This is a genomic window from Halomonas sp. 3H, assembly GCF_024206005.1.
Classification (GTDB): domain Bacteria; phylum Pseudomonadota; class Gammaproteobacteria; order Pseudomonadales; family Halomonadaceae; genus Halomonas; species Halomonas campaniensis.
This window is the reverse complement of record NZ_CP100360.1, coordinates 2,182,882-2,206,529: the sequence shown is the minus strand read 5'-3', so window position 1 is coordinate 2,206,529 and position 23,648 is coordinate 2,182,882. Positions and strand designations below refer to the sequence as shown.

Below are 23,648 nucleotides of genomic sequence, written 5' to 3'. Positions count from 1 at the left end.
CACTTATAGAGGTGTCCGTGAGCCAGCGAGAACCCCTGGACCCGTCAGAAGGCCCGGCACGTCCGGTCGTTCGCGACGAACTGCTCGAATGCCTGCAGACCCTGGCCACCCTGCATGACCATGCGGTGACCGCCGAGTCGCTGACCGCCGGACTGCCCCTGGAGGAGGGGCGCCTGACGCCGGGCGTCTTCCCCCGTGCGGCTTCCCGCGCCGGTCTCACCGCGCGCATCGTCAAGAGCCGCCTCGTGCAGCTCAACCCGGCGCTGTTTCCCGCCGTGCTGCTGCTGGAGCCGGGCCGCGCCTGCGTGCTGGTGGCGCTGGACCTCAAGGCCCGCCGGGCCAAGGTGATATTCCCGGAACTGGGCGAGGCCGCCACCGAGGTGAGCCTCGACGGCCTGCAGGCCAGCTACAGCGGCCAGGCGATCTACGTCCGGCCGCGCTTCCATTTCGATGCCCGCGGCCCGGAGGTCAAGAAGCAGCGCTCGCGCCACTGGTTCTGGGGCGTGATCCGCGAGAATCGCAAGCTCTATCGCGACGTCATCGCCGGCTCGGTGATGATCAACCTGTTTGCCGTGGCGATGCCGCTGTTCGTGCTCAACGTCTATGACCGGGTGGTACCGAACCATGCCACCGAGACGCTCTGGGTGCTGGCGGCAGGCATCTTCGTGGTGCTCTGTTTCGACCTGGCGCTGCGCCTGATGCGTAACGCCTTCGTCGACCTGGCCGCGAGCCGCGCCGACGTCAAGCTCTCATCGACCCTGATGGCCCGGGTGCTGGGGCTGCGCATGGAGGCGAAACCGGCGTCCACCGGCTCCTTTGCCGCGACGCTGCAGTCCTACGAGTCGGTGCGCGCGTTCATCGGCTCGGCCACGGTGGTGGCGCTGGTGGACCTGCCCTTCGTGCTGATGTTCGCCGCGATCATCGCGCTGATCGGCCCGCCCCTGGTGCTGCCGGTGCTGGTGGGCATCCTCTTCGTGCTGCTCTATGCCCTGGCGGCCCAGGGCAAGCTGCATGAGCTCTCCGAGACCACCTGGCGGGTCAGCGCCCAGCGCAACTCGACCCTGGTGGAGTCGGTCTCCCAGCTCGAGACGGTCAAGACCCTGCGTGCCGAGAGCCGCATCCAGGGCACCTGGGAGAAGGCCTCGGCGTTCCTGTCGCGCACCGCGGCCCAGCTGCGCCTGGTCAGCTCCTCGGTCTCCAGCGTGGCGCTGTGGGCCCAGCACAGCGTGGCGGTCTGCGTGATCATCATCGGGGTCTACCTGATCATCGAGGGGGACCTGACCCAGGGCGGGCTGATCGCGGCCTACCTGCTGTCGTCGCGGGCCATGGCCCCGGTCAGCCAGGCCGCCGCCCTGCTGGCGCAGTACCACCAGTCCTCCACCGCGCTGCAGGCCCTCAACGGCGTGATGGAGCGCCCGGTGGAGCGCCCGGAGGGCAAGGCATTCGTCAGCCGTCCAACGCTGCGCGGCGAGATCCGCTTCGACAAGGTCACCCTGCGCTACCCGGAGGAGGAGCGCGAGGCGCTGCGTGACGTCTCCCTGACGATCGAGCCGGGCGAGAAGGTAGCCCTGCTGGGCCGGGTCGGCTGCGGCAAGACCACGCTCAACAAGCTGATCCTCGGGCTCTACCAGCCCACGGCCGGGTCCGTGCTGGTCGACGGGGTGGATATCCGCCAGGTCGACCCCATTGAGCTGCGCCGCCAGATCGGCTACGTGCCCCAGGACGTCAGCCTGTTCTTCGGCACCCTGCGTGACAACATCGTCGCCGGGGGCGGCAGCGAGGGGGTCGAGGACGAGGCCCTGCTGCGAGCCATCCAGCTCAGCGGGCTGGACGGGCTGGTCAACACTCATCCCCAGGGGGTCGATCTCCAGGTCGGGGAGCGGGGCCAGGCGCTGTCCGGCGGCCAGCGCCAGGCGGTGGCCATCGCTCGCGCACTGGTCCACGACCCGAGGATCCTGCTGCTCGACGAGCCCACGAGCTCCATGGACCATGCCAGCGAGGAGGCCTTCAAGGCCAACCTCAAGGAGTATGCCCACGGCAAGACCGTGATCGTCGTGACCCATCGCACCTCGCTGCTGTCGCTGGTGGATCGCATCATCGTCATCGACGCCGGCAAGGTGGTGGCCGACGGTCCCCGCGACAAGGTGGTCGAGGCCCTGCGGAAGGGCCAGATCGGGAGGGCCGGCTGATGGCGACGAAACAGGGCAAGAGCGCCGAACAGCGCGGCTTCGAAGCAATCGGGCGTTTCTCCGAGACCGGTGGCAAGCCGTTTCGCCCCTTCATGGATCGGCTCTTCTCGCGCCGGGTGACCAGCGCGCACCTCAACCGCGACTGGGCCAGCGACGCCGACTGGGCGCGCATGCAGCAGGATCCCCTGCGGGCCCGGGCCTTCCTCTACACGGTGCTGCTGGCCGTGACGGCGCTGCTGGTCTGGTCCTACTTTGCGGCCATCGACGAGGTAACGAGGGGCGCCGGGCGGGTGATCCCCTCGAGCCAGCTGCAGCGCGTGCAGACCTTCGACGGTGGCGTGGTGCAGGAGATCCTGGTGCGCGAGGGGCAGCTCGTCGAGGCCGGCCAGGTGCTGATGCGCATCGACCCGACCCGCTTCGTCGCCACCTTCCGCGAGAACCGCGCCCAGGCGCTGTCGCTTGAGGCGCGCGCCGAGCGGCTGCGCGCCCTGATCACCGAGACGCCGTTCGACCCTTCGGAGGCGCTGCGCGCCGAGGCGCCTGGCATCGTCGCCCAGGAGCGCGAGGTCTACGAGAGCCGCCGCGAGGAGCTGCGCGAGCAGGAGAACATCCTGCAGGACCGTATCCGCCAGCGCGAGGAGGAGCTTCGCGAGGCCCAGGCCCGTCGCGATACCGCCCAGCGCGAGGCCAACATGGCCGGTCAGGAACTCAACCTGACCCGGCCGTTGCTGCAGTCCGGTGCCGTGTCCGAGGTGGACATCCTGCGCCTGCAACGCGAGGTGTCCCGGGCCACCGGCGAACGTGACCAGGCGGCCGCCGCGGTGTCGCGGCTGGAAGCCGCCGTCGAGGAAGCCAGGACCCAGCTGCGCGAGCTGGGCATCGAACGCCGCAGCGACTGGCGCAACGACCTGGCCCAGACCCTGGGAGACCTCAATGCCCTGGACGAGTCCAGCGCCGGGCTTCAGGACCGGGTGCGCCTCGCCGAGGTGCGCTCGCCGGTGACCGGCGTGGTGCAGCGGCTCAACATCAATACCATCGGCGGGGTGGCCCAGCAGGGCCAGGAGGTGGTGGAGATCGTGCCCAGCGACGACCAGCTGCTGGTCGAGGCCCGGATCGCGCCTCAGGACATCGCCTTCCTGAGGCCGGGACAGCCGGCGACGATCAAGCTCACCGCCTACGACTTCGCCATCTACGGTGGCCTCGAGGCCGAGCTCGACCATATCAGCGCCGACACCATCACCGACGACAACGACAATACCTTCTACCTGGTGCGCGTGCGGGCGCTGGATGGCGAGGAGGTCAACCAGCAGCTGTCGGTGATCCCCGGCATGACCGCCCAGGTGGACATCATGACCGGCAAGCGCACCGTGATGCAGTTCATGCTCAAGCCCGTGCTGCGGGCATGGAGTGATTCCATGGGAGAACGATGATGACGAATGTCTTCGTCTGCAGTGGACGCGATGAGGTACCCCGGTGGCAGGAGGCCTTCGCGGGAGCGGTTCGGGTCGGGCCCGACCAGGCGCGTGCGCGGGTCAGGGCCGGCGACCTGGCCTGGGTGATGAGCAACCTGCCGGGCTGGCTCGAGCTTGTCGCCGGGCTGAGGCGCCAGGGGGCCACCCTGGTGGTGATGAGTTACCTGCCTTCCTCGCGGGAGGCCTTCCAGGCCCTGGATGCCGGCGCGCGGGGCTATGTCCACGCCCTCTCGCCGCCGGAGCTGTTTCGCCAGGTGGAGCTGGTGACTACGCATCAAGGCATCTGGGTGCCGCCGGAACTGCTGGCCCGGGTGGTGGGCGGCACCTTCCAGGCCCTGGGCGGCGAGGCGCGTCTGCAGGATGACGTCCTGGCCGAGCTGACCGAGCGGGAGCGCGCCGTAGCGCTGGCCGTGGCGCGCGGCGAGAGCAACAAGGAGGTCGCGCGGCGGCTCGACATCACCGAGCGGACCGTCAAGGCCCATCTCGGTGCCGTGTTCCGCAAGCTCGGCATCCGCGACCGGATGCAACTGGTCCTGCGGCTTTCTCATCAGAGCATCAGCCTGGCTGATCCAGGTCAATGACCGGTGCGTTATGTCCATCAGGACAGTGGGTTTTTTGACCGATAGGACCCATGCTTTTTCATGAAGCGGTCGTTCATATTTCGTCTCGATCGCCGTCAGCTCGGGAGGACCCCGCCATGAGCATCGCAACCCTGATTTCCCTGAATGGCCAGGCCTGGGCCCGCACCGCCGACGGTGCGCTGCGTGAATTGCGCATCGGCGATGTCCTGCAGCCGGGCGAGTTCCTGGTCACCGGCACCAACAGCCGCGCCGTGCTGGATGTGGTCGACGCTCCCGAGACGATGGCTATCGGTGCCGGGCGTGTCGTCGAGATGGAGCCGTCGGTGTTCGAAGCGCTGGCCGGTGCCGAAGCCGACAGCCCCCGGGGCGACGAAGAGCTCGACGCCCTGCTGGCTGCCCTGGAGCAGCCCGAAGTTGACCTGCTGGCGGTGCTGGACCCGGCCGCGGCCGGCCCCGGTGCCGGCGGCGAGGATGGCGGCCATGACTTCGTGCGCCTGCCGCGGATCGTCGAGAACGTGGAGCCGCTGAACTACGCATTCGACCAGGCAGGCGAGCGCGAGCTCCCCGAGACGCGCGAGGCCCTGCCGGGCGATGAGGCCGCGGCGCCCGCGGCGGAGCCGCCCGCCGTTCCTGGTGGCGAGGCACCCGTCGAGCCGGAACCGGAAGAACCGGAAGAACCGGAAGAACCGGAAGAACCGGAAGAACCGGAAGAACCGGAAGAGCCGGAAGAGCCGGAAGAGCCGGAAGAGCCGGAAGAGCCGGAAGAGCCGGAAGAGCCGGAAGAGCCGGTCATCCTGGCGGCCACCGCGCATACGGTCGGGCAGGGCGCAGGGACGCTCTCCACGGTGGACAGCCTGAAGGACGTGCCCCACCAGAGTGCCTTCGTGGCCCTGGGGGATGACGGCTTCTACGCCGTGGACCATGCCGCCGCCAGCGACGACCCCGAGGCGATCGAGTTCGGCGAGGCGATCCTCTTCGAGATGGCGGCGCCTGCCGACCTGGCCACCTTCGAGCTGGCGGGGCCGATCCATGGCGCCACCTACCATCTCTACGATGCGGACGGCGTCAGGTTCTTCGAGGGCAGCCTCGAGGAACTGGAGATGCAGGATGGCCTGGTGACCATCGACCATGACGAGGCCTTCAGCTATATCGCCTTCCTGGGCGGCAGCACCGGGCCAGGCAGCAGCGGCGACGAGAGCGCCTTCGCCGTTAGGCCGGTATCTCTGGTGGTCGACAGCGAGATCGAGGTGGGAGCCCTCGAGGAACCCGATGCCGAGACCCTCGACTGGAGCCTGGGTGAGGAGGAGCCCGCCGACACCGCTGACGATGACGGCCCGACCCTCTATCGCCTCGGAGAGGATGGCTCGCTGGACCTGCGCGACCTGCTCCAGGAGTGGGATGGCGACAGCGACTCCCTGGAGGACTTCCTGCAGGCCACTGCCGACGAGGCGGGCAATACCCTGCTGCATGTCAGCGGTGACGGGGTGTTCGGCGATGGCGACCTGGAGGCGGCCGACCAGGTGTTCCTGCTGGAGGGGGTCGCCTATCACGACGACATCCTGCAGCAGCTGCTGGACGACGAGGAACTCGATATCGAGTGACACCCGCCCCCCGTGCCGGTGTCAGGGGTCGCCTGGACCGGCATGGGAGTAATGCCTTTTCTTGATGGGCGTCAATCTGATGCCTGACCTGTCCATCGGTCCAATACTCGGCGTCCGTTTCCCCGCCTACTTTCAAGGTAACCGTCGGCGCTATGCCGTCTCGTCCGAATAACAGCAAGTTCCTCATGCAGGGAGTCTGATCATGACCATCGCTACCGTTACTGCCATCACCGGCCAGGCCTGGGCGCGCGACGCCGACGGCAACCTCCGCGAGCTCCGCGTGGGTGACACCCTGCAGGAGGGCGAAGTCCTCGTCACCTCGGACAATGGCCGGGTGGAGCTCGACTTCGGCGACGCCCTGGATCCCACCGTCATCGAGGGTGGCCAGCAGGTCGCCATGACGCCGGAGCTGGATCCGGAACAGGCGGTGGACGCCGAGGAGGCTAGCGCCCTGGATGAGGATCTCGAGGCGCTGCTGGCGGCCATCGACGAGGGCGAAGGCGACCTGCTCGCCGACCTCGACGCCACCGCGGCCGGTGCCGGCCCGGGTGGCGGCGCGGATGGCGGCCACAGCTTCGTGATGCTGGGGCGTATCGCCGAGCAGGTCTCGCCGCTGAACTTCGACTTCGGCATGGGGCAGCTCGGGGCGGGCGAGTTTCCGGAAGATGAGCCCGCGCTGCTGGCCGTGGCAGAAGCCGAAGAGGAGGAAGACTTTGGCGTCAGCATCAGCGGTCTGACCCTCGACGGCGCGGACTTGACCGTTGACGAGGCCAACCTGGCCAACGGTTCGAATCCCGATGCTGGTGCCTTGGTGCAGGCCGGCAGCTTCAACGTCAGCGCGCCGGACGGCATCGCCACCCTGAGCGTGGGCGGCGCCTTCATCGTCCAGAATGGCGTGCTGCAGAGCCTGCCCAGCATCACCACCGAGGCCGGCAACGTGCTGGCGATCACCGGCTACACCGACAACGGCGACGGCACCTACACCGTCGAGTACAGCTACACCCTGAACGGCGCCAAGGACCATTCCGCGCCCGGTGACGACAGCTCACTCGATCAGGTCTTCGCGGTCACTGTGGTAGACACCGATGGCGACGCCGCCACGGCTAACCTGACCGTTGCGGTGCTGGATGACGCGCCGGTAGCGGTAGCCGACGCGGTCGACGACCTGACCAGCGGCGACACCGCCGAAGGCAACGTCAAGGACAACGACCAGTTGGGCGCCGACAGCCGCGCCGAAGGGGGAGCGGTCGTCAGTGTGGCCTTTGGTGAGACCCAGGGCACGGTGGGCGAGTCGCTCGAAGGTGACTACGGCACCCTGACGCTGAACGCCGATGGCAGCTTCAGCTATGTGGCCAACGCCAATGCCACCGGCAGCGACGTCTTCACCTACACCATTGAGGACGCCGACGGCGACCAGGCCACTACCACGCTGACCGTGGGCGTGGTCGACGGCACCGTCGAGCCGATCGACACCAGTGCCACCGTGTACGAGGCCGGCCTGGACGGCGGCACCGACGTGGGTGACCAGACCATCACCGCCACGGGGGATCTCGGCCTGGCCGAGGGCTGGAGTGCGGTGGCCACCAACGGCACCACCGCCAATGGCAGCTACGTGATCAATGCCAACGGCAGCTACAGCTACACGCTGACCGCCCCGGCGGATCACAGCGAGGGTGAGGTCACCGATGTCATCGAGTACACCACCACCGATGAGTTCGGTAACACCCAGACCAACACCCTGACGGTGACCATTGTCGACGACGCCCCGGTGGCGGTGGCCGACGTGGTTGAGGGCCTGACCAGCGGCGACACCGCCGAAGGCAACGTCAAGGACAACGACCAGCTGGGCGCCGACAGCCGCGCCGAAGGGGGCGCCGTGGTCGGCGTTGCCCTGGGCGACAGCGGCGGCGACGCCGTCAGCGGTAACGTGGGCATCGCGATCGAGGGCAGCTACGGCACCCTGACGCTGAATGCCGATGGTAGCTTCAGCTACGTGGCCAATCCGAATGTGAACATTGGTCAGGAGCCTGGTTTTGAACAAGTTAATACCAGTTCTGAGCTGATTCTTAATCCTGATTTTGGTGATAATCCAGATCTAAACCCTCTGCCCGTACCGCCTTCTGAAACTTCCTCTGGGGTAGATGTATTCACCTACACCATCGAAGACGGTGATGGCAATCAAGCAACGGCAACTCTCACGATAAATGTGGTCGACGGCACCGTCGAGCCGATCGACACCAGTGCCACCGTGTACGAGGCCGGCCTGGACGGCGGCACCGACGTGGGTGACCAGACCATCACCGCCAGCGGGGATCTCGACCTGGCCGAGGGCTGGAGTGCGGTGGCCACCAACGGCACCACCGCCAATGGCAGCTACGTGATCAATGCCAACGGCAGCTACAGCTACACGCTGACCGCCCCGGCGGATCACAGTGAGGGTGAGGTCACCGACGTCATCGAGTACACCACCACCGATGAGTTCGGTAACACCCAGACCAACACCCTGACGGTGACCATCGTCGACGACGCGCCTGTCGCGGTGGCCGACGTGGTCGAGGACCTGACCAGCGGCGACACCGCCGAAGGCAACGTCAAGGACAACGACCAGCTGGGCGCCGACAGCCGCGCCGAAGGGGGCGCCGTGGTCGGCGTCGCCCTGGGCGACAGCGACGGCGAAGCCGTCAGCGGTAATGTCGGCACCGCGATCGAGGGCAGCCACGGCACGCTGACGCTGAATGCCGACGGCAGCTTCAGCTATGTGGCCAACGCCAATGCCACCGGCAGCGACGTCTTCACTTACACCATTGAGGACGCCGACGGTGACCAGGCCACCGCCACGCTGACCGTGGGCGTGGTCGACGGCAGCGTCGAGCCGATCGACACCAGTGCCACCGTGTACGAGGCCGGCCTGGACGGCGGCACCGACGTGGGTGACCAGACCATCACCGCCAGCGGGGATCTCGACCTGGCCGAGGGCTGGAGTGCGGTGGCCGCCAGCGGCAGCACCGATAACGGCACCTATGTGATCAATGCCAACGGCAGCTACAGCTACACGCTGACCGCCCCGGCGGATCACAGTGAGGGTGAGGTCACCGACGTCATCGAGTACACCACCACCGATGAGTTCGGTAACACCCAGACCAACACCCTGACGGTGACCATCGTCGACGACGCGCCTGTCGCGGTGGCCGACGTGGTCGAGGACCTGACCAGCGGCGACACCGCCGAAGGCAACGTCAAGGACAACGACCAGCTGGGCGCCGACAGCCGCGCCGAAGGGGGCGCCGTGGTCGGCGTCGCCCTGGGCGACAGCGACGGCGAAGCCGTCAGCGGTAATGTCGGCACCGCGATCGAGGGCAGCCACGGCACGCTGACGCTGAATGCCGACGGCAGCTTCAGCTATGTGGCCAACGCCAATGCCACCGGCAGCGACGTCTTCACTTACACCATTGAGGACGCCGACGGTGACCAGGCCACCGCCACGCTGACCGTGGGCGTGGTCGACGGCAGCGTCGAGCCGATCGACACCAGTGCCACCGTGTACGAGGCCGGCCTGGACGGCGGCACCGACGTGGGTGACCAGACCATCACCGCCAGCGGGGATCTCGACCTGGCCGAGGGCTGGAGTGCGGTGGCCACCAACGGCACCACCGCCAATGGCAGCTACGTGATCAATGCCAACGGCAGCTACAGCTACACGCTGACCGCCCCGGCGGATCACAGTGAGGGTGAGGTCACCGACGTCATCGAGTACACCACCACCGATGAGTTCGGTAACACCCAGACCAACACCCTGACGGTGACCATCGTCGACGACGCGCCTGTCGCGGTGGCCGACGTGGTCGAGGACCTGACCAGCGGCGACACCGCCGAAGGCAACGTCAAGGACAACGACCAGCTGGGCGCCGACAGCCGCGCCGAAGGGGGCGCCGTGGTCGGCGTCGCCCTGGGCGACAGCGACGGCGAAGCCGTCAGCGGTAATGTCGGCACCGCGATCGAGGGCAGCCACGGCACGCTGACGCTGAATGCCGACGGCAGCTTCAGCTATGTGGCCAACGCCAATGCCACCGGCAGCGACGTCTTCACTTACACCATTGAGGACGCCGACGGTGACCAGGCCACCGCCACGCTGACCGTGGGCGTGGTCGACGGCAGCGTCGAGCCGATCGACACCAGTGCCACCGTGTACGAGGCCGGCCTGGACGGCGGCACCGACGTGGGTGACCAGACCATCACCGCCAGCGGGGATCTCGACCTGGCCGAGGGCTGGAGTGCGGTGGCCGCCAGCGGCAGCACCGATAACGGCACCTATGTGATCAATGCCAACGGCAGCTACAGCTACACGCTGACCGCCCCGGCGGATCACAGCGAGGGTGAGGTCACCGACGTCATCGAATACACCACCACCGATGAGTTCGGTAACACCCAGACCAACACCCTGACCATCAATATTTTTGATGATGAGCCTGTACCTGATATCCGAAATGTTATCTTCCAGAACAGTGCCGGCTTCTCATTCGAAGGGACTGCTGTTCAGATGGGCGCAGATCAGGAAGGCGCGCAACTCATTTGGACGCAAGCGCCGACTGGTCTTTCATATGAAGGTGTTTCGCTTGAATATGAAGGTGTGGGCACTAACACGCTGCTGGCATATGTAGGAGAAGGTGAGGACCGAATCGATGTCTTCCAGATAGTCGGGAATCCTGACGGCAGTTACGTTTATGAGCAGTTCCAGCCTATCGATCTGGTGACGACAGAGATCCGGGACTTCACTGCTGGTGATTTTTCCGATGCTGGTGGCCCGGAGCCGAATGTCTATATTCTGGAAGATGGTACTCTGTCTCGTGAGTTGAGCACTGATACCCTTTGGGCCGTCGAGATATCTGGTATTGGTGGTCAGGGGGGGAATGCGGACCAAATAAATTCCAATGCTAGTGGTTTTGGTGTCGGTACGCCTACGTTCAGCAATGGTGAATATGTTACTTTTGATTTTGACCTAGACGGCAGCAGTGGTGGTGCCGACCTCTTCTCCTCTGCAAGCATCGAGTTCTCTGCAACTTCAGGAATTGCAATGGACTATGTCGTGACTTATTCCGATGGCACGGAGGTTGCTGGTAGCTTCTTACAAGGCGACTTGATCGACCAGACTTTCACTTTTGATGCGCCTAGTGGACTTTTCCTTGATTCGATCGTTCTCCATAATCAAGGTGGTGGTACTCAGATTACCGGTTTCGGTGTCTCCCAGATCGTTGAGTTGATCGATGAGGGTCTACCATTCGACGTTGGTTTTGAAGCCGTTGATGGTGACGGTGATACGCAAGATGGTGTTATTGATTTCTATGCCGAGCCTGGCCAAATACTGGATGCATCTGGGGACCTTGACGGTGTTATCCTGGTTGGCGACGAAAGCGATAATGAGCTTATCGGCGGTATTGGTGATGATATTCTCTACGGCGGTGCCGGCGACGACACCATCACCGGTGGCGAGGGCAACGACACCATCATCGGTGGAGCGGGCGACGACGAGCTGACCGGTGGCGGCGGCAACAACGTCTTCGTCTGGCACCTGGGTGACCAGGGCGCCGATGGCAGCGTGGCTACTGACACCGTCACCGACTTTACTCTCGATGGTGACGGAGCTGACAAACTCGTACTCTCTGACCTCCTGCAGGACATGGAGTCCGCTGATGACCTCTCCAGCTACGTGCATGCCGTGGAGGATGGAGACAATACCATCCTGCATATCAGTGCGGCCGGAGAATTGAGCGTCGAAGAGGGCTCCATCAGCGGTGCTGACCAGGTCATTGTCCTGAGCAATGTGGATATGGGGGAAATGGATTCCGGCCAGTTCCTTCAATCCTTGATTGAATCAGGCCAGCTCGATATCGAGTAATTCCTTTCCACTCCCACCAAGCGCCCGGCAACGCCGGGCGCTTCTCATTCAGTAATACCATCTCCATGCACGGCCGACCCGCCTGGGCTAGCATGGAGCTAAAGGATCCCGAGGAGCGTCATCCATGTACATCAAGCGCGACGACGACGGTCGCATCGAACTGGTCAGTCGCGAGGCGACGCCGGACTGCCGGGAGTTCCTGGCGGCGGATTCGCCGGAGCTGCTGGCCTTCCTGATGGAGGGCGAGACGGGAAAGGGGCAGGCGCACTTCCAGGCCTCGGATCTCGCCTTCGTGCGGGTGCTGGAGGACGTCATCGAGGTGCTGATGGACAAGGGGGTGATCAGCTTCACCGACCTGCCCGAGCCCGCCCAGCAGAAGGTGATGGAGCGCCAGTCGTTGCGCCGGCGCCTGAATGGCCTGCGCCTGGTGAGTGGCGAGGACGAGGAGGGCGGGGTGATCTGAGAGGGTGGATGCCCTCCGCCAGGGCGCCTGCGGCGCCAATCGCCGGGCGGAGCCCAGCTCCCACCAGTAGCCTAAACCCTTGGTGGCTCTCCGACTGCCAACCCGTTTTATGTCATTTGTGTGTGCCATGGCTACCCGGTAGGCCTTCGGCCTCCCGTCGCAAGACGCAGTCTCCCGCCTACCAAGCTCACTACCCGAAACTGCGCCGCCTGGCTGCTGGCCAGGCGGCGCTTCTCGTCGTGGAGGCTGGTTCTCAGCCGCCGGGGCGGTCGTGCTGGCGAACGCCGGGCCCGGTGACGCCGTCCATGCCGAGTTCATAGAGCAGCTCCGACTCCTGCAGGCTGTCGACGCCTTCGGCGATCGCCAGGATGCCGATGGAGTGGCAGAGTGTGGCCATGCCGCGCAGGATGGTCTGCTGCTCGGGGCTTGCGTCCACGCCGCGCACCAGGGAAGCGTCGATCTTGAGGTAGGCCAGGCCCAGGTCCTGAAGGTCGGAGATGCGCCGGAACTCGCGGCCGACGTGCTCCAGGCCCAGCCGGCAGCCGAAGGGCTGCAGCTCGCGGCACAGGCTGCGGAAGCTCTCCAGGTCGTGGATGACCATGGACTCGGGCACTTCGAGCCACAGCTTGGCGGCGGCCTCCCGCTGGCTGTGCATCAGCGCGCGCAGGTCCAGCACGAAGCGGGCGTTGCGCACCGAGGCCGGCGAGAGGTTGATGCCCAGCGGCTTGCCGTGGCGGGCGATTTCCTTGAGGGTGGCCCGGGCCACCGCCATGTCCAGCGCCGCGTCGAGCTCCAGCCGCGAGATCCACGGCATGAACACCCCGGCGTTTCGCCACTCGCCCTTGAGGCGCAGCCGTGACGGGCACTCCAGGTGCAGCAGGCGGCCCTGGCCGTCCAGCACCGGGAAGCGGCCCAGGTAGACACCGGTCTGCATGGCGTCCTCCAGGGCCCGGCGCCACTCCGCGTGGCTGGTGAACAGCGGCAGGCGCTCGGGGCCCTCGGCGATCAGCTGGGCGAGGTCGCCACGGTTCTCGGCGGTGGCCAGCGCCCCGTCGAGGCTGGCCATCAGCGCGTTGGCCCGATCGCCCTGGGAGTAGGCGATCAGCGCCGAGGGCAGGCCCAGGCTCATGCGTGACTCCTCCTGCTTCAGGAGCTGGAGGCGCTGGGTGATGTCGCGGCCGACCGTCGCAGGGTCGAGGTTGCCGGGCAGCAGCAGGGCGAAGTCGCCGCCGCCCAGCCGGCCGGCCACGCCGTCGCCGCGCACCTTGCCCAGCTGGTCGAGGCTGTCGGCCAGGGACTTGAGCAGGGCATCGGTATCGGCGTGGCCGAGCTGCTCGCTGATCTCGCCCAGCCGCGCCAGGCGCACCAGCGCCAGGGTGCCACTGGCCTGGCGGCCGCTGCTCTCCAGCCCGTTGCGCAGCTGGCCGAGGAAGGCCTCGCGGTTGAGCACGCCGGTCACGGCATCATGCTGCAGCCGGCGGCGCAGCTGGTCGAGCCGTTCGCTCTCGCGCCCCAGCATGTCGCGCACGCTGCCGGAGAGCTGGTTCATGGCCTGGACCACCTCCTTGAGCTCGCGGGTACGGGGCTCCTCGGAGGTGGTGAAGCGCCGGTCACCGATATCCCGGGCCTGCTGGACCACCGCCTTCAGCGGCCGGCGGATGGTGCGCACGATCCAGGCGGCCAGCAGCAGGCTGATCGCCCCGGCCAGGGCGAACCAGCCGAGCAGCGCCAGGGTGCTCTGCCACAGCGACTGGTAGGCGAAGCTGTGCTGGCTCTGCAGGGCCAGGGTGCCGTACTGCCGCCAGCCGTCCTGGATCACCGCGCGGCCGGGCGGGACCTCGAAGCGCACCAGGTCGACGAACCAGCCGGGCACATCCTCCACCCGCTCGCTGCCCTCGCGCAGATCGATGATCTCGCCCTCGGGGTCGCGCAGCTCGATCAGCCGGTAGTGGCCGGTGTCGAACTGGGCCGCCATCAGCAGGCCGATGGTCACCGGGTCCTTGTCGAGCTGGCTCATCGACAGCGCCAGGGCGTTGGCGTTGTCGGCGTTCTTGATCTGCACTTCCTGTTCGATGTAGTGGCGGCTGGTGCTCACGCCGATGAACAGGCTGCCGCCGAAGGCCAGCAACAGCAGTACCACGATGGTCAGCCAGAGCTGCTTGATTAGCGACATGGTCGTCTCCTAGATGAATCCCTGTTCGCGCATGCGCTCGATCACGCTGCGCCACCGCGACAGCCGGGCCAGCGGGTCGGCGCGGGACTGTTCGCTGCCCCCCGCCCAGAGGCCCTGGCTGTTGAAGCTGAACAGCGGGTCGAGGTCGGTGCGCTGCGAGGCCGGCGTGATCGAGGGCACCAGGTTGTCGAGGATCAGCGGCTCGGCGCCGGGGGTCTCGTAGTAGCCCAGCACCATGTGGGCCTGGGTGATCTGGCTGCGGCCGATGCGCGCGCGCACGTAGATCATGCGCAGCTGCTGGCCGGGCACGCCAAGCTGCTTCAGGGTCACATACTTGGCGATGGAGTAGTCCTCGCAGTCGCCCTGGCCCTGGCCCATGGTCTCCAGGGGGGTCGCCCAGAAGTCCTCGTGGCCCCAGTTGTCGATGTCGTCCACCCAGCGCACGCGGCGATTGAAGAAGGCGTTGACCTCGCGCAGCCGGGTCTGCAGGTCGGCGCCACGCAGGCGGTCGAGCAGCGCGAACCACTCCTCCAGCACGGCGAGGCCGCCCTGGCCGTAGCGGCGCTGCATGCTCTGGCGAAGGCGCGAGGGATCGAGGTTGGCATCGACGAGGCCCGGGCGCAGCCCCAGCCCGGTCGCCAGCAGCAGGCCGCCCAGCCCCACCAGGAAACGGCGGCGGCCGGGCGACACGGGTTGATGCGGTGGCGGTCGTGGCATCCGGGAACTCGGATAGATCGGCGTTTGCTGAATTCTAGGCGCAGGCGCTGCCTAATGCGAATGTCCTATGACGCTCACTCTTCCTGAGAAGAGATCAGGGGCTCATCCCTTGCCGGGCCCCTGCCAGACGCGTAGCCGGCCGACCCAACCAAGCGCCAGGGCGGCCCGGCGCAGCTCGTCGGCGGCCTCGTCCAGGCTCTGGCCAGGCGGCAGTGCGTTGACGAAGATCGAGACATCCACCTGGTTGTCCAGGTAGTGCAGGTCCAGGGCGACGCGGGCATGCCAGACGCGCACGTTGCGCCAGGTCTCGTCGAGCATCCCCTCCACGTCGCCGCGCAGCGGCAGGCCGGGGCGCAGGCTGTGCTCCGTCTCCCCCGAGTCGTCCTCGGGATCGATATGGAAGGTGACGTCGGACAGGCGGGGGAAGGCCTCGCGCAGCCGGCGGGTCACGGCGTTGCCGATCTCGTGGGCCTCGGAGACCGTCACCCGCGGCGGCACCACGATGTGCAGGTCGAGCAGGGCCTGGCTGCCCAGGGTGCGGGTGCGCAGGTCGTGCACCCCCCGGACCCCGGGCACCCGCTCGGCCACCGCCTGCATCTCGCGGCGCTCCTCCCCGGGCAGGGCGGTATCGATGAGCTCCTGGCTCGACTCCCACAGCAGCCGGCCTCCGACCTGCCCGACCATCACGCCGACGATGACCGCGGCCACCGCGTCCATCCAGCCGGCGCCGAACTGGGCGGCGACCAGGCCGACCAGCACCACCACGGTGGAGAGGGCATCGGAGCGGGAGTGCCAGGCGTTGGCCTCCAGCAGCCGGGAGTTGACTCGCCTGGCTACGCGCAGGGTGTAGCGGAAGATCCACTCCTTGGCCCCCAGGGCGATCACGGCGATGCCGATGGCCCAGAGGCCGGGCGCGGGAATCGGCTCGCCCGCAATCAGTCGCGTCACGCTGGCCCAGGCGATGCCCCCGGCCACGAAGATCAGCACGCTGCCCAGCCACAGGGTGGCCAGGGTCTCGATGCGGCCGTGGCCATAGGGGTGGTTGCTGTCGGGTGCCTGGCGGCCGAAGTGGGTGGCGGCCAGCACGAAGACATCGGTGAGGATGTCGGAGAAGGAGTGGATGCCGTCGGCCACCAGGGCCGCCGAACCGACCATGAAGCCGGCGACCATCTTGGCCACGCCCACCACGAAGTCGACCAGCGCCCCGATCAGGGTGACCTTGTGGGCCTCGCGGGTCTGGGCGCCGCGGTCCGGGGGGAGATGCTGGTGTGCGTGGGAGTGGCCCATGGTGCCCTCGTCGTGGGGTCAGTCGCCGATCCGTCCGGCCTTGTTGCGTACCGGGTTGGCGTACTGGGCCAGCCACCAGTCGCGCAGTTCGGCCGGTACCTGCTGGAGCCGGGCCCGGAAACGGGCGCGGTCCGCGTCGGTGACGCCGGTCAGGTCCACCAGCTCCGGGGCATCGCCCAGGGCCTCCAGGGCCAGGTAGTGGCTGGGGAAGAGGTGGTAGCCGGCCAGCACCTGGCGGTCGATCTCGGCGGCCACTGCCTCGGCGCCGTCGAAGTCGGCGGCCAGCGGCGTGCCGAACGTCAGCCGGACGCGGCCCTTGTGGCCGGTGATGCCCGCCACGATGGACTGGATGTCCTCGAACTGGCCCTTCTCGTAGTTGCCGCTGGTATGCAGGGCGTGGAGCTCACGGGCCTTCTGCACGTCGCAGGGGTCATACTCGTAGCTGATCGACACCGGCACCAGGCGCAGCTCGCGGATGGCCTCGCCGACGCCGACCTCGCGGTCCTCGGCGCGGCGCGACATGGTCATCATCTTGATGATGGCCGGGTCGGTGCGGTCGATGCCATCCTTGGCGCGCCCCTCGCGCTGGGCCATCCAGATCGAGTGGTTGTCCTCGGTGATGGAGTGGCGGATATAGCCGGAGAGCCGCTGGTAGGCCGCCAGCATGGCGCGCTTGCCGCGGGCGCTGCGCGGCACGATGAAGCTCTTGTTGAGGCGCATCAGGTCGGTGACATAGGGCTTCTTGAGCAGGTTGTCGCCGATGGCGATGCGCACCGTCGCCCGGCCGGCCAGGTAGAGCGCATAGTTGACGAAGGCCGGGTCCAGGGAAATGTCGCGGTGGTTGCCGATGAACAGGTAGGCGGTGTCGTCATCCAGCGCCTCCAGGCCGTCGGCACGGAAGTCGTCGGTGGTGGTGCGGATCATCCGCTCCATGTAGTGGGCGATGCGCATCTGGAAGTCGTGGACGCTGGCCACGCCGCGCACCTCGCGGCGGATCGCCAGGCTGGCCAGGGTGCGCGACAGGCTGGGCATGAACCGCGACAGCCGCGGCAGGCGGAAGCGGGTCAGGGCGTCCAGCAGCTCGGGGTCGTGGGCCAGGCGCGACAGCACCTCGGCGACCTCGTCATCCTGATAGGGGCGGATCTCCGCCCAGGGATCCGTGGAGGAGGCGTCGGGTCGTTTCTCGATCATGGAACTCACACGTTGCTCGCGGTACCGGCCTCACCGCCCAGCCAGGCGATCAGGCGCTCGATGCTCTCGCCCAGGGCCTGGGCCATCAGCACGAAATCGGTCTCCAGCCGCACGAGGGCGTCGTCGCCATCATCGGACTGGTTGGCCTCCTCGATCAGGGCGTCGCCGAAGCGCAGGGACTTCAGGGCCAGGTCATCATGCAGCACGAAGCTTAGCCGTCCCTCGAGTTCCAGGGCCAGCTTGCTGGCCTGGCGGCCGCTCTCCAGCAGCCGCTGGATCTCGTCGCTGTCCAGGTCCACCTGACGGGCGCGCAGCACGCCGTCATCGCCCTTGGCCTTGAGCTCTACCTGGTCGCCCAGCACCAGGTCGGCGGGCCGCGAGCCGGGGTCGGTGAGCCACTGGGTCATGGCGCGGACCGGCAGGGTCTGGCTGGCCAGCGGCGTGACCTTGAGGCTGCCCAGGGTCTCGCGCAGCAGGTCCAGCACCTCCTCGGCGCGGGTGCGGGAGCTGGCGTTAATGCCGATCAGCCCGCGGCGGGTGTCCCACCACAGGTCGATCTTCTGGCTGCGCACGAAGGCGCGGGGCAGCAGCTCCTCGACCACCTGCTCCTTCAGGGTGATCTTCTCCTGGCGGCGCAGCTTGCGACCTTCGCGCGCCTCCACCTCGGCGGCGCGCTCTTCCACCTCCTCGCGCACCACGGCGGCGGGCAGCAGGCGCTCCTGGCGCAGGGCGCTGATCAGCCGCTGGCCCTGCAGGTCATGCAGCCGCGCGGTGCCGGCGCGGCCGGCGGGGGCGGTCCAGCCCATCCGGCGCGGATCACGGCTGCCCAGGGGGCGAGCGGCGTGTTCGGCCAGGGCCTCCTCGAGGGTGGCCGCGTCCAGCTGCGGTGCGTCGTGCAGGCGATACAGGTGCAAGTGCTTGAACCACATGAAGCATTTCCCGAGCGAAAAGGACCGCCATTATCCCCGAAGGGGGGCGGGCGTACCAGCGTGTCGGCCCCTTCCATTGGCGTGCCGGCGAGACGGCAATCGGCAGCGGGATCTATTTCGGGGTGAAACGATCGTTTGATTGCCAGGCGGTCGGCTGGCTAGAATCGGGCCCTCACACGACAAGGAGGCATGGCATGGACTCCCGCATCTCCCGCACCACCCTGCGCGTGCGCGGCTACCACCTGGACGGCTACGGCCACGTCAACAACGCCCGCTATCTCGAGTTCCTCGAGGAGGGGCGCTGGGGCTACTTCGATGATCGCCCGGAGGCGGCAAGCCGTCTGCAGCGAGGCGACGTGGCCTTCGTGGCCGTCAACCTCAACATCGACTATCGCGATGCGGCGGTGGCCGGCGATGACCTCGAGGTGCTGACACGGCTGGCCGAGTTGGGCACCCGCAGCGCCAGGATGCGCCAGGAGATCCGGCGCGTCAGGGATGGCGCCCTGGTCAGCGACGCCACCCTGACCTTCGTGCTGCTCGACGTGGCCGCCAATCAGGCGATCCCCATCGAGGGCGAGGTGCGCGACCTGCTGGCCCCGCTGGTACTTCCCTAGCGCCTAGCGGGTGACGAGGCGCCCTGTCGCGTCGACCTCCAGCCGGCGATTGCGGCCAGCGAACAGGGCGAAGCCCATGCTGGTGGCGACGATGCCCAGCAGCACCAGGGTGACGCTGGGCAGGCCGACCCCGAACTGCAGCATCACACCGATGCCCAGCGGGCCCATGGCGGCCAGGGTATAGCCCCCGCCCTGGGCGATTCCCGACAGCTTGCCGGCCAGCCGTGAGTTGCCGGTGCGCAGCACGATCAGCGTCAATGCCAGGCTGAAGCCGCCGCCCTGGCCCAGTCCCAGTAGCACCACCCCGGGCCAGCGCCAGGCCGCCGAAGCCTGCAGCAGCAGCCAGAAGCCCGCGCCGACGCAGCCCAGCACGATCAGCAGGGCCGGCCGCTGGTCGCGGCCCAGCCTGGCCAGCCAGGGGGCCGACAGCGCGGAGATCAGCTGCACCATCACCGAGGCCCCCATCATCCAGCCGGCCTCGGCCTCGCTGTAGCCCCGCGCCACCAGCAGGGTGGGCAGCCAGCCGAAGACGATGTAGGCCAGCGACGACTGGCTGCCCATGAACAGCATCACCTGCCAGGCCAGCGGCTGGCCGAGCAGTTCGCGGGTGGAACCGCCGCCGCCCGGCAGCGCGGTGGCGCCGTCATGGCGCGGCATCAGGGTCAGCCAGGCCACCAGGCCCAGGGCCGCCAGGGCGGACCAGCTGGCCAGCCCGGAGGACCAGCCACCGAGGGCGTCGGCCAGGGGAATGCTCAGCCCGGCGCCCAGGGCGCCCCCCAGGCAGAGCGCCATGGTGTAGACGCCGGTCATCAGGTCCGCACCGGCGGGCAGCTCGCGCTTGACCAGGGCCGGGAGCAGGGTGCCGGCAATGCCGATCGCCGCCCCGACCATCAGGGTGCCGATGAACAGCGCCGGGGTGGCAGGAATGCCGCGCAGCAGGAGACCGCCGGCCAGCAGCAGCAGGGCGGCGGAGAGGGTGTTCTCGGGGCCCAGGCGCTTGGCCAGCCAGGGCGCCAGGGGGGCGAAGAGGCCGAGGCAGAGCACCGGCAGGGTGGTGAGGGCCCCGATGGACAGGGCCGAGAGTCCCATGTCCTGCTGGATGCGGGTCAGCACCGGGGCCAGGCTGGAGAGGGCGGGGCGCAGGTTGAGCCCCACCAGCACCATCAGGCCGATGAAGACGAGCAGCGCGCGACGGTCGGCTCGCGGAGTCTCAGTCGCCGTCACGTCGCCACTCCCGGCCGGCCCCGAGCCGCGGGCCCCGGGAGGGGTCGTGCTTCGGCGCCAGCAGCGGGTCGTCCTCGTTGGCGTTCTCGGCCCGGAAGACCACTTCGCCCGGTCGCCGGGGCGTGGTTCCCTCCACCCGCTGGCGGATGTCGGTGACATCCTCGCTGCTCACCAGGGCGTGGGGTCCTGCGGCGGGGTTCGGCTGGACGGTGAGCCGGCCCTGGAAGGTCCAGCAGCGCTGCGGTACCTGGGCAATGCTCCAGTCGCGTCCCTGCCAGCGGGCCTGGCCATCGGGCAGCAGCTGCAGCGCCTCGACGGGCACCAGGACGGCAAACAGGCGGGCATTCAGCACCACGCCGCCGGTGGCCATCTTCACGGGGCCCGAGAAGTGACCGCCCTCAAGCGCCGCCAGTACCGCCTTGCGGCTCGGCTTCGCCTCCAGGGTGGCGCGTCCACACAGGTGGAGCAGGTCGGTGTCGACCTGCTTGATCACCCAGACGTCGATGGGCGTCTTGCCCAGCAGTCGCTTCAACATGGTGGTGTCGCATCACTCGTCGATAGGAGCGGGCTACATTCGCATATTCCGAACTACCCCGCCAGCCGGTCAGGCCTGACGCGAGCCCTGGCCGCCACGCCGCCGGCGGCGAGGGGCGCGTGCCTCGTCGCCCCCGGTGCGCTGGCCGGCGGCGTTGCCGCCGCGCGCGGACTGGCCGCCACGCCGCTGGCCTTCCTGGCGCTGGCCACCCCGGCCACCGCCACCGCCGCGCCGGTTGCGGCCGTTCTCGATGGGCTCGGGCTTGGCATTGGGGTCGGGCTCGAAGCCGGGCTCGATGCGCTTCTCCAGGTCGCGCTTGATCAGCCGCTCGATCCCCTTGAGCAGGCCGTGCTCGTCCACGCAGACCAGCGATACGGCCTGGCCCTCGCTGCCGGCGCGGCCGGTGCGGCCGATGCGGTGGACATAGTCCTCGGCCACGTTGGGCAGCTCGAAGTTGACCACGTGGGGCAGCTCGCTGATGTCGAGGCCGCGGGCCGCGATATCGGTGGCCACCAGCACCTGCAGGTCGCCGGTCTTGAAGGCGGCCAGGGCCTTGGTGCGGGCCGACTGGCTCTTGTTGCCATGGATCGCCATGGCCGGGATGTCCTGCTTGCTCAGCTGCTCGGCCAGGCGGTTGGCGCCGTGCTTGGTGCGAGTGAAGACCAGCACCTGGTGCCAGTCATGTTCGGTGATCAGGTGGGCGAGCAGCTCACGCTTCTTCTCGCGATCCACGCGGTAGATCGCCTGGTCGACGAGTTCCGCGGTGGTGTTGCGACGCGCCACCTCGATCATCGCCGGGCGGTCCAGCAGCTTGTTGGCCAGCGCCTGGATCTCGTCGGAGAAGGTCGCCGAGAACAGCAGGTTCTGGCGCTTCTCGGGGAGCACCCGGAGGATCTTCTTGATGTCGTGGATGAAGCCCATGTCGAGCATGCGGTCGGCTTCGTCGAGCACCAGGATCTCGACCTTGGAGAGGTCGACATGCTTCTGCTGCTGCAGGTCGAGCAGACGACCCGGGGTGGCGACGAGCACATCCAGGCCCGGGCGGATGGCATCCACCTGGGGCTGCTGGCCGACGCCGCCGAAGATCACGTGGCTCTTCAGGGTAAGGTGGCGGCCGTAGTCGGCCACGCTCTCGCCGACCTGGGCGGCCAGCTCGCGGGTCGGGGTCAGCACCAGGGCGCGAACCTCGCGCCGCCCGGGGCGCGGGCCACCGGCTAGGCGCTGGAGCATCGGCAGGGTGAAGCCGGCGGTCTTGCCGGTGCCGGTCTGGGCGCTGGCCAGCAGGTCGCCGCCCTCGAGGACGGCGGGGATGGCCTGGCGCTGGATCGGGGTCGGGGTGGTGTAGCCCTGTGCCTCGACGGCACGGAGCAGTTCGGCACGCAGGCCGAGTTCGGAAAAGGTCATGCGGTCTCCGCAGAACACCACGGCCGCGCCACGCAATGACGCGTGGCCAGTCCCGGGCCGGGGCGTGAGAAATTCGGGTTCAGGGCGCGGCAGGAGGGACTCGATGATGTGCCGCGAGCTGCATTATGCCAGAACCTGCGCGCCGGTGCAGCTACTTACCGTCCGCGGCCGGGGCGTCCGCCGCGAGGCTGGTGCGGATGCGGGTCAGGGTGGCGGCGTTGAGGCCGGTGATCGCGTCGAGGCCCTCGGGGCCGAGCGCGCGCAACTGGTCGAGGTCGCTGATGCCGTGGGCGAACAGGCGACGGGCCGTGACCGGGCCGATCCCGTCCAGGGCGGTCAGCCCGCGCGCATGGCGGTTGAGGAAAGCCTCGTGGGCGTCCTCGTCGAGGCTGTCGCAGGCGCCATCCTGGTAGAGCTGGCAGGCCAGGCGGTCGACCCCGCGGCGCACGTCGCGAAGCATCGGCAGCGCCACGAAGGCATGCCGGGCGGCCAGGGCGTCGAGCTCGGCCAGCGCCTGGTCGGCCTGTTCCAGCTCGGCCAGGGCGTCCTCGCCGTGGGTGTCGCTGGCCAGGGCGATCAGCAGGGCGCGGTGGGCGCGCCTGGCCATTTCGCGAAGCTCGAGGGCGATGGCGTGGCGGAGCTCGCGCTCGGCGAGCTCCCGGGTCAGGTCGTCATGCATGGTGTCGTCCCTGTCGATGGGAAGTGCCCCTGGGGGCCTGAGGTGACCATAGCCCAGCTCCGGTCGCTCTGCCTGCCGCGCTCAGCGCGCGCGGCGAACCGCCTCGGCGAGCTCATCGGCCGCGCTGTCCCAGCCGCGGCCCAGGGCGCGCACCAGGGCGGGGTAGCCGTCGTCGTCGAGCTCGGTCTCCACCTGCAGGGGCGCCATGGCCAGCAGGCGTCCCTCGGCGTCGCGCAGCTGCCACTGGCCGCCGATCACGGCCAGGCCGTCGTGGCGGCCCTGGAAGCGGTCCAGCTCCAGGCGCAGGGCGAGGGCACCGGGCTCGCGTACGCCGACCTCGTCGAGCATCACCCGGGTATCGGGCAGGCGTGCCGCCAGGCGCGCGCGCAGGCCGCGCTCCAACTGGCGGCCCAGCGCCTCCGCCCACTGGTGGCCGCGGGCCTCCACCAGGGTGATGTCGTCGACCTGCATCACCAGGCCCTCCACGTCCAGGTAGTGGGCCAGCCGCGGGGGGCGCAGCAGCAGCAGGTGCTCGGCCTCGGCCCCTGCCGCGGGCCCGGCTCCGTCCGCGGCGTCGGGCAGCGCATAGCGCTGGGGGGCCGGGCCGGGGGTGGCGCAGCCCGCCAGGGTCACTGTGATCAGCATGGCCGCCAGGGCGGCGCCGACTCCTCTCCTTGCCATCATCGTCGTGGCTCC

General features: G+C 68.2%; 17 protein-coding genes. 7 read left to right on the top strand and 10 right to left on the bottom strand.

Going from position 1 to position 23,648, the window contains the following annotated elements; genetic code table 11:
* Positions 1 to 17: 17 nt before the first annotated feature.
* The 6 genes from NFC98_RS10225 (at position 18) to NFC98_RS10200 (ending at position 12,199) form a co-directional block, all read left to right on the top strand.
* On the top strand, positions 18 to 2,189 hold the full coding sequence (locus tag NFC98_RS10225; protein ID WP_254274893.1) for a type I secretion system permease/ATPase: 2,172 nt from the start codon (positions 18 to 20) through the stop codon (positions 2,187 to 2,189).
* Positions 2,189 to 3,619 carry an HlyD family type I secretion periplasmic adaptor subunit gene (locus tag NFC98_RS10220; protein ID WP_254274892.1) on the top strand — a complete coding sequence of 477 codons (1,431 nt, stop codon included), beginning with the start codon at positions 2,189 to 2,191 and terminating at the stop codon, positions 3,617 to 3,619. The genes NFC98_RS10225 and NFC98_RS10220 overlap by 1 nt, the downstream gene beginning before the upstream one ends.
* Complete coding sequence (locus NFC98_RS10215; protein WP_254274891.1) at positions 3,619 to 4,242, top strand: response regulator transcription factor; 624 nt, start codon at positions 3,619 to 3,621, stop codon at positions 4,240 to 4,242. Before NFC98_RS10220 ends, NFC98_RS10215 begins: the two co-directional genes overlap by 1 nt.
* Positions 4,243 to 4,358: 116 nt before the next feature.
* Positions 4,359 to 5,843, top strand: coding sequence for a retention module-containing protein (locus NFC98_RS10210; protein WP_254274890.1), 1,485 nt, complete (start codon positions 4,359 to 4,361; stop codon positions 5,841 to 5,843).
* Between the two features lie 202 nt (positions 5,844 to 6,045).
* Complete coding sequence (locus tag NFC98_RS10205) at positions 6,046 to 11,736, top strand: retention module-containing protein (protein ID WP_254274889.1); 5,691 nt, start codon at positions 6,046 to 6,048, stop codon at positions 11,734 to 11,736.
* A gap of 124 nt (positions 11,737 to 11,860) precedes the next feature.
* Positions 11,861 to 12,199, top strand: a complete 339-nt coding sequence (locus NFC98_RS10200) for a tryptophan synthase subunit beta like protein (RefSeq protein WP_254274888.1) — start codon at positions 11,861 to 11,863, stop codon at positions 12,197 to 12,199.
* 253 nt (positions 12,200 to 12,452) lie between these two features.
* Here NFC98_RS10200 and NFC98_RS10195 read toward each other — a convergent pair whose 3' ends face one another.
* From NFC98_RS10195 to NFC98_RS10175, 5 genes are all read right to left on the bottom strand, one after another.
* Complete coding sequence (locus NFC98_RS10195) at positions 12,453 to 14,372, bottom strand: EAL domain-containing protein (RefSeq protein ID WP_254274887.1); 1,920 nt, start codon at positions 14,370 to 14,372, stop codon at positions 12,453 to 12,455.
* Between the two features lie 9 nt (positions 14,373 to 14,381).
* Complete coding sequence (locus NFC98_RS10190; protein ID WP_254274886.1) at positions 14,382 to 15,089, bottom strand: transglutaminase-like cysteine peptidase; 708 nt, start codon at positions 15,087 to 15,089, stop codon at positions 14,382 to 14,384.
* A gap of 102 nt (positions 15,090 to 15,191) precedes the next feature.
* Positions 15,192 to 16,376, bottom strand: a complete 1,185-nt coding sequence (locus tag NFC98_RS10185) for a cation diffusion facilitator family transporter (protein WP_254274885.1) — start codon at positions 16,374 to 16,376, stop codon at positions 15,192 to 15,194.
* Between the two features lie 18 nt (positions 16,377 to 16,394).
* Entirely contained in the window at positions 16,395 to 17,567 is a 1,173-nt protein-coding gene (locus NFC98_RS10180; protein WP_254274884.1) for a 1-acyl-sn-glycerol-3-phosphate acyltransferase, read from the bottom strand.
* A 5-nt stretch (positions 17,568 to 17,572) separates the two neighbouring features.
* The gene (locus NFC98_RS10175) at positions 17,573 to 18,496 is read right to left on the bottom strand and encodes a recombination-associated protein RdgC (RefSeq protein ID WP_254274883.1); all 924 of its coding nucleotides are present in this window, start codon (positions 18,494 to 18,496) and stop codon (positions 17,573 to 17,575) included.
* A 194-nt stretch (positions 18,497 to 18,690) separates the two neighbouring features.
* Between NFC98_RS10175 and NFC98_RS10170 the strand changes: the two genes are divergently transcribed.
* The gene (locus NFC98_RS10170; protein ID WP_254274882.1) at positions 18,691 to 19,110 is read left to right on the top strand and encodes a thioesterase family protein; all 420 of its coding nucleotides are present in this window, start codon (positions 18,691 to 18,693) and stop codon (positions 19,108 to 19,110) included.
* Between the two features lie 3 nt (positions 19,111 to 19,113).
* On the opposite strand, the gene NFC98_RS10165 is transcribed toward NFC98_RS10170, so the two are convergent.
* The 5 genes from NFC98_RS10165 to NFC98_RS10145 all read right to left on the bottom strand — a co-directional run bounded on the left by NFC98_RS10165 (position 19,114) and on the right by NFC98_RS10145 (position 23,636).
* Entirely contained in the window at positions 19,114 to 20,274 is a 1,161-nt protein-coding gene (locus tag NFC98_RS10165) for an MFS transporter (RefSeq protein ID WP_254277825.1), read from the bottom strand.
* A 46-nt stretch (positions 20,275 to 20,320) separates the two neighbouring features.
* The gene (locus NFC98_RS10160; RefSeq protein ID WP_254274881.1) at positions 20,321 to 20,869 is read right to left on the bottom strand and encodes a hypothetical protein; all 549 of its coding nucleotides are present in this window, start codon (positions 20,867 to 20,869) and stop codon (positions 20,321 to 20,323) included.
* Between the two features lie 69 nt (positions 20,870 to 20,938).
* On the bottom strand, positions 20,939 to 22,273 hold the full coding sequence (locus tag NFC98_RS10155; RefSeq protein ID WP_254274880.1) for a DEAD/DEAH box helicase: 1,335 nt from the start codon (positions 22,271 to 22,273) through the stop codon (positions 20,939 to 20,941).
* Between the two features lie 151 nt (positions 22,274 to 22,424).
* Complete coding sequence (locus tag NFC98_RS10150; RefSeq protein WP_254274879.1) at positions 22,425 to 22,952, bottom strand: helix-hairpin-helix domain-containing protein; 528 nt, start codon at positions 22,950 to 22,952, stop codon at positions 22,425 to 22,427.
* Positions 22,953 to 23,033: 81 nt separating this feature from the next.
* Positions 23,034 to 23,636: a membrane integrity-associated transporter subunit PqiC gene (locus NFC98_RS10145; RefSeq protein ID WP_254274878.1), complete on the bottom strand. Its 603-nt coding sequence runs from the start codon at positions 23,634 to 23,636 to the stop codon at positions 23,034 to 23,036.
* Positions 23,637 to 23,648 lie beyond the last annotated feature (12 nt).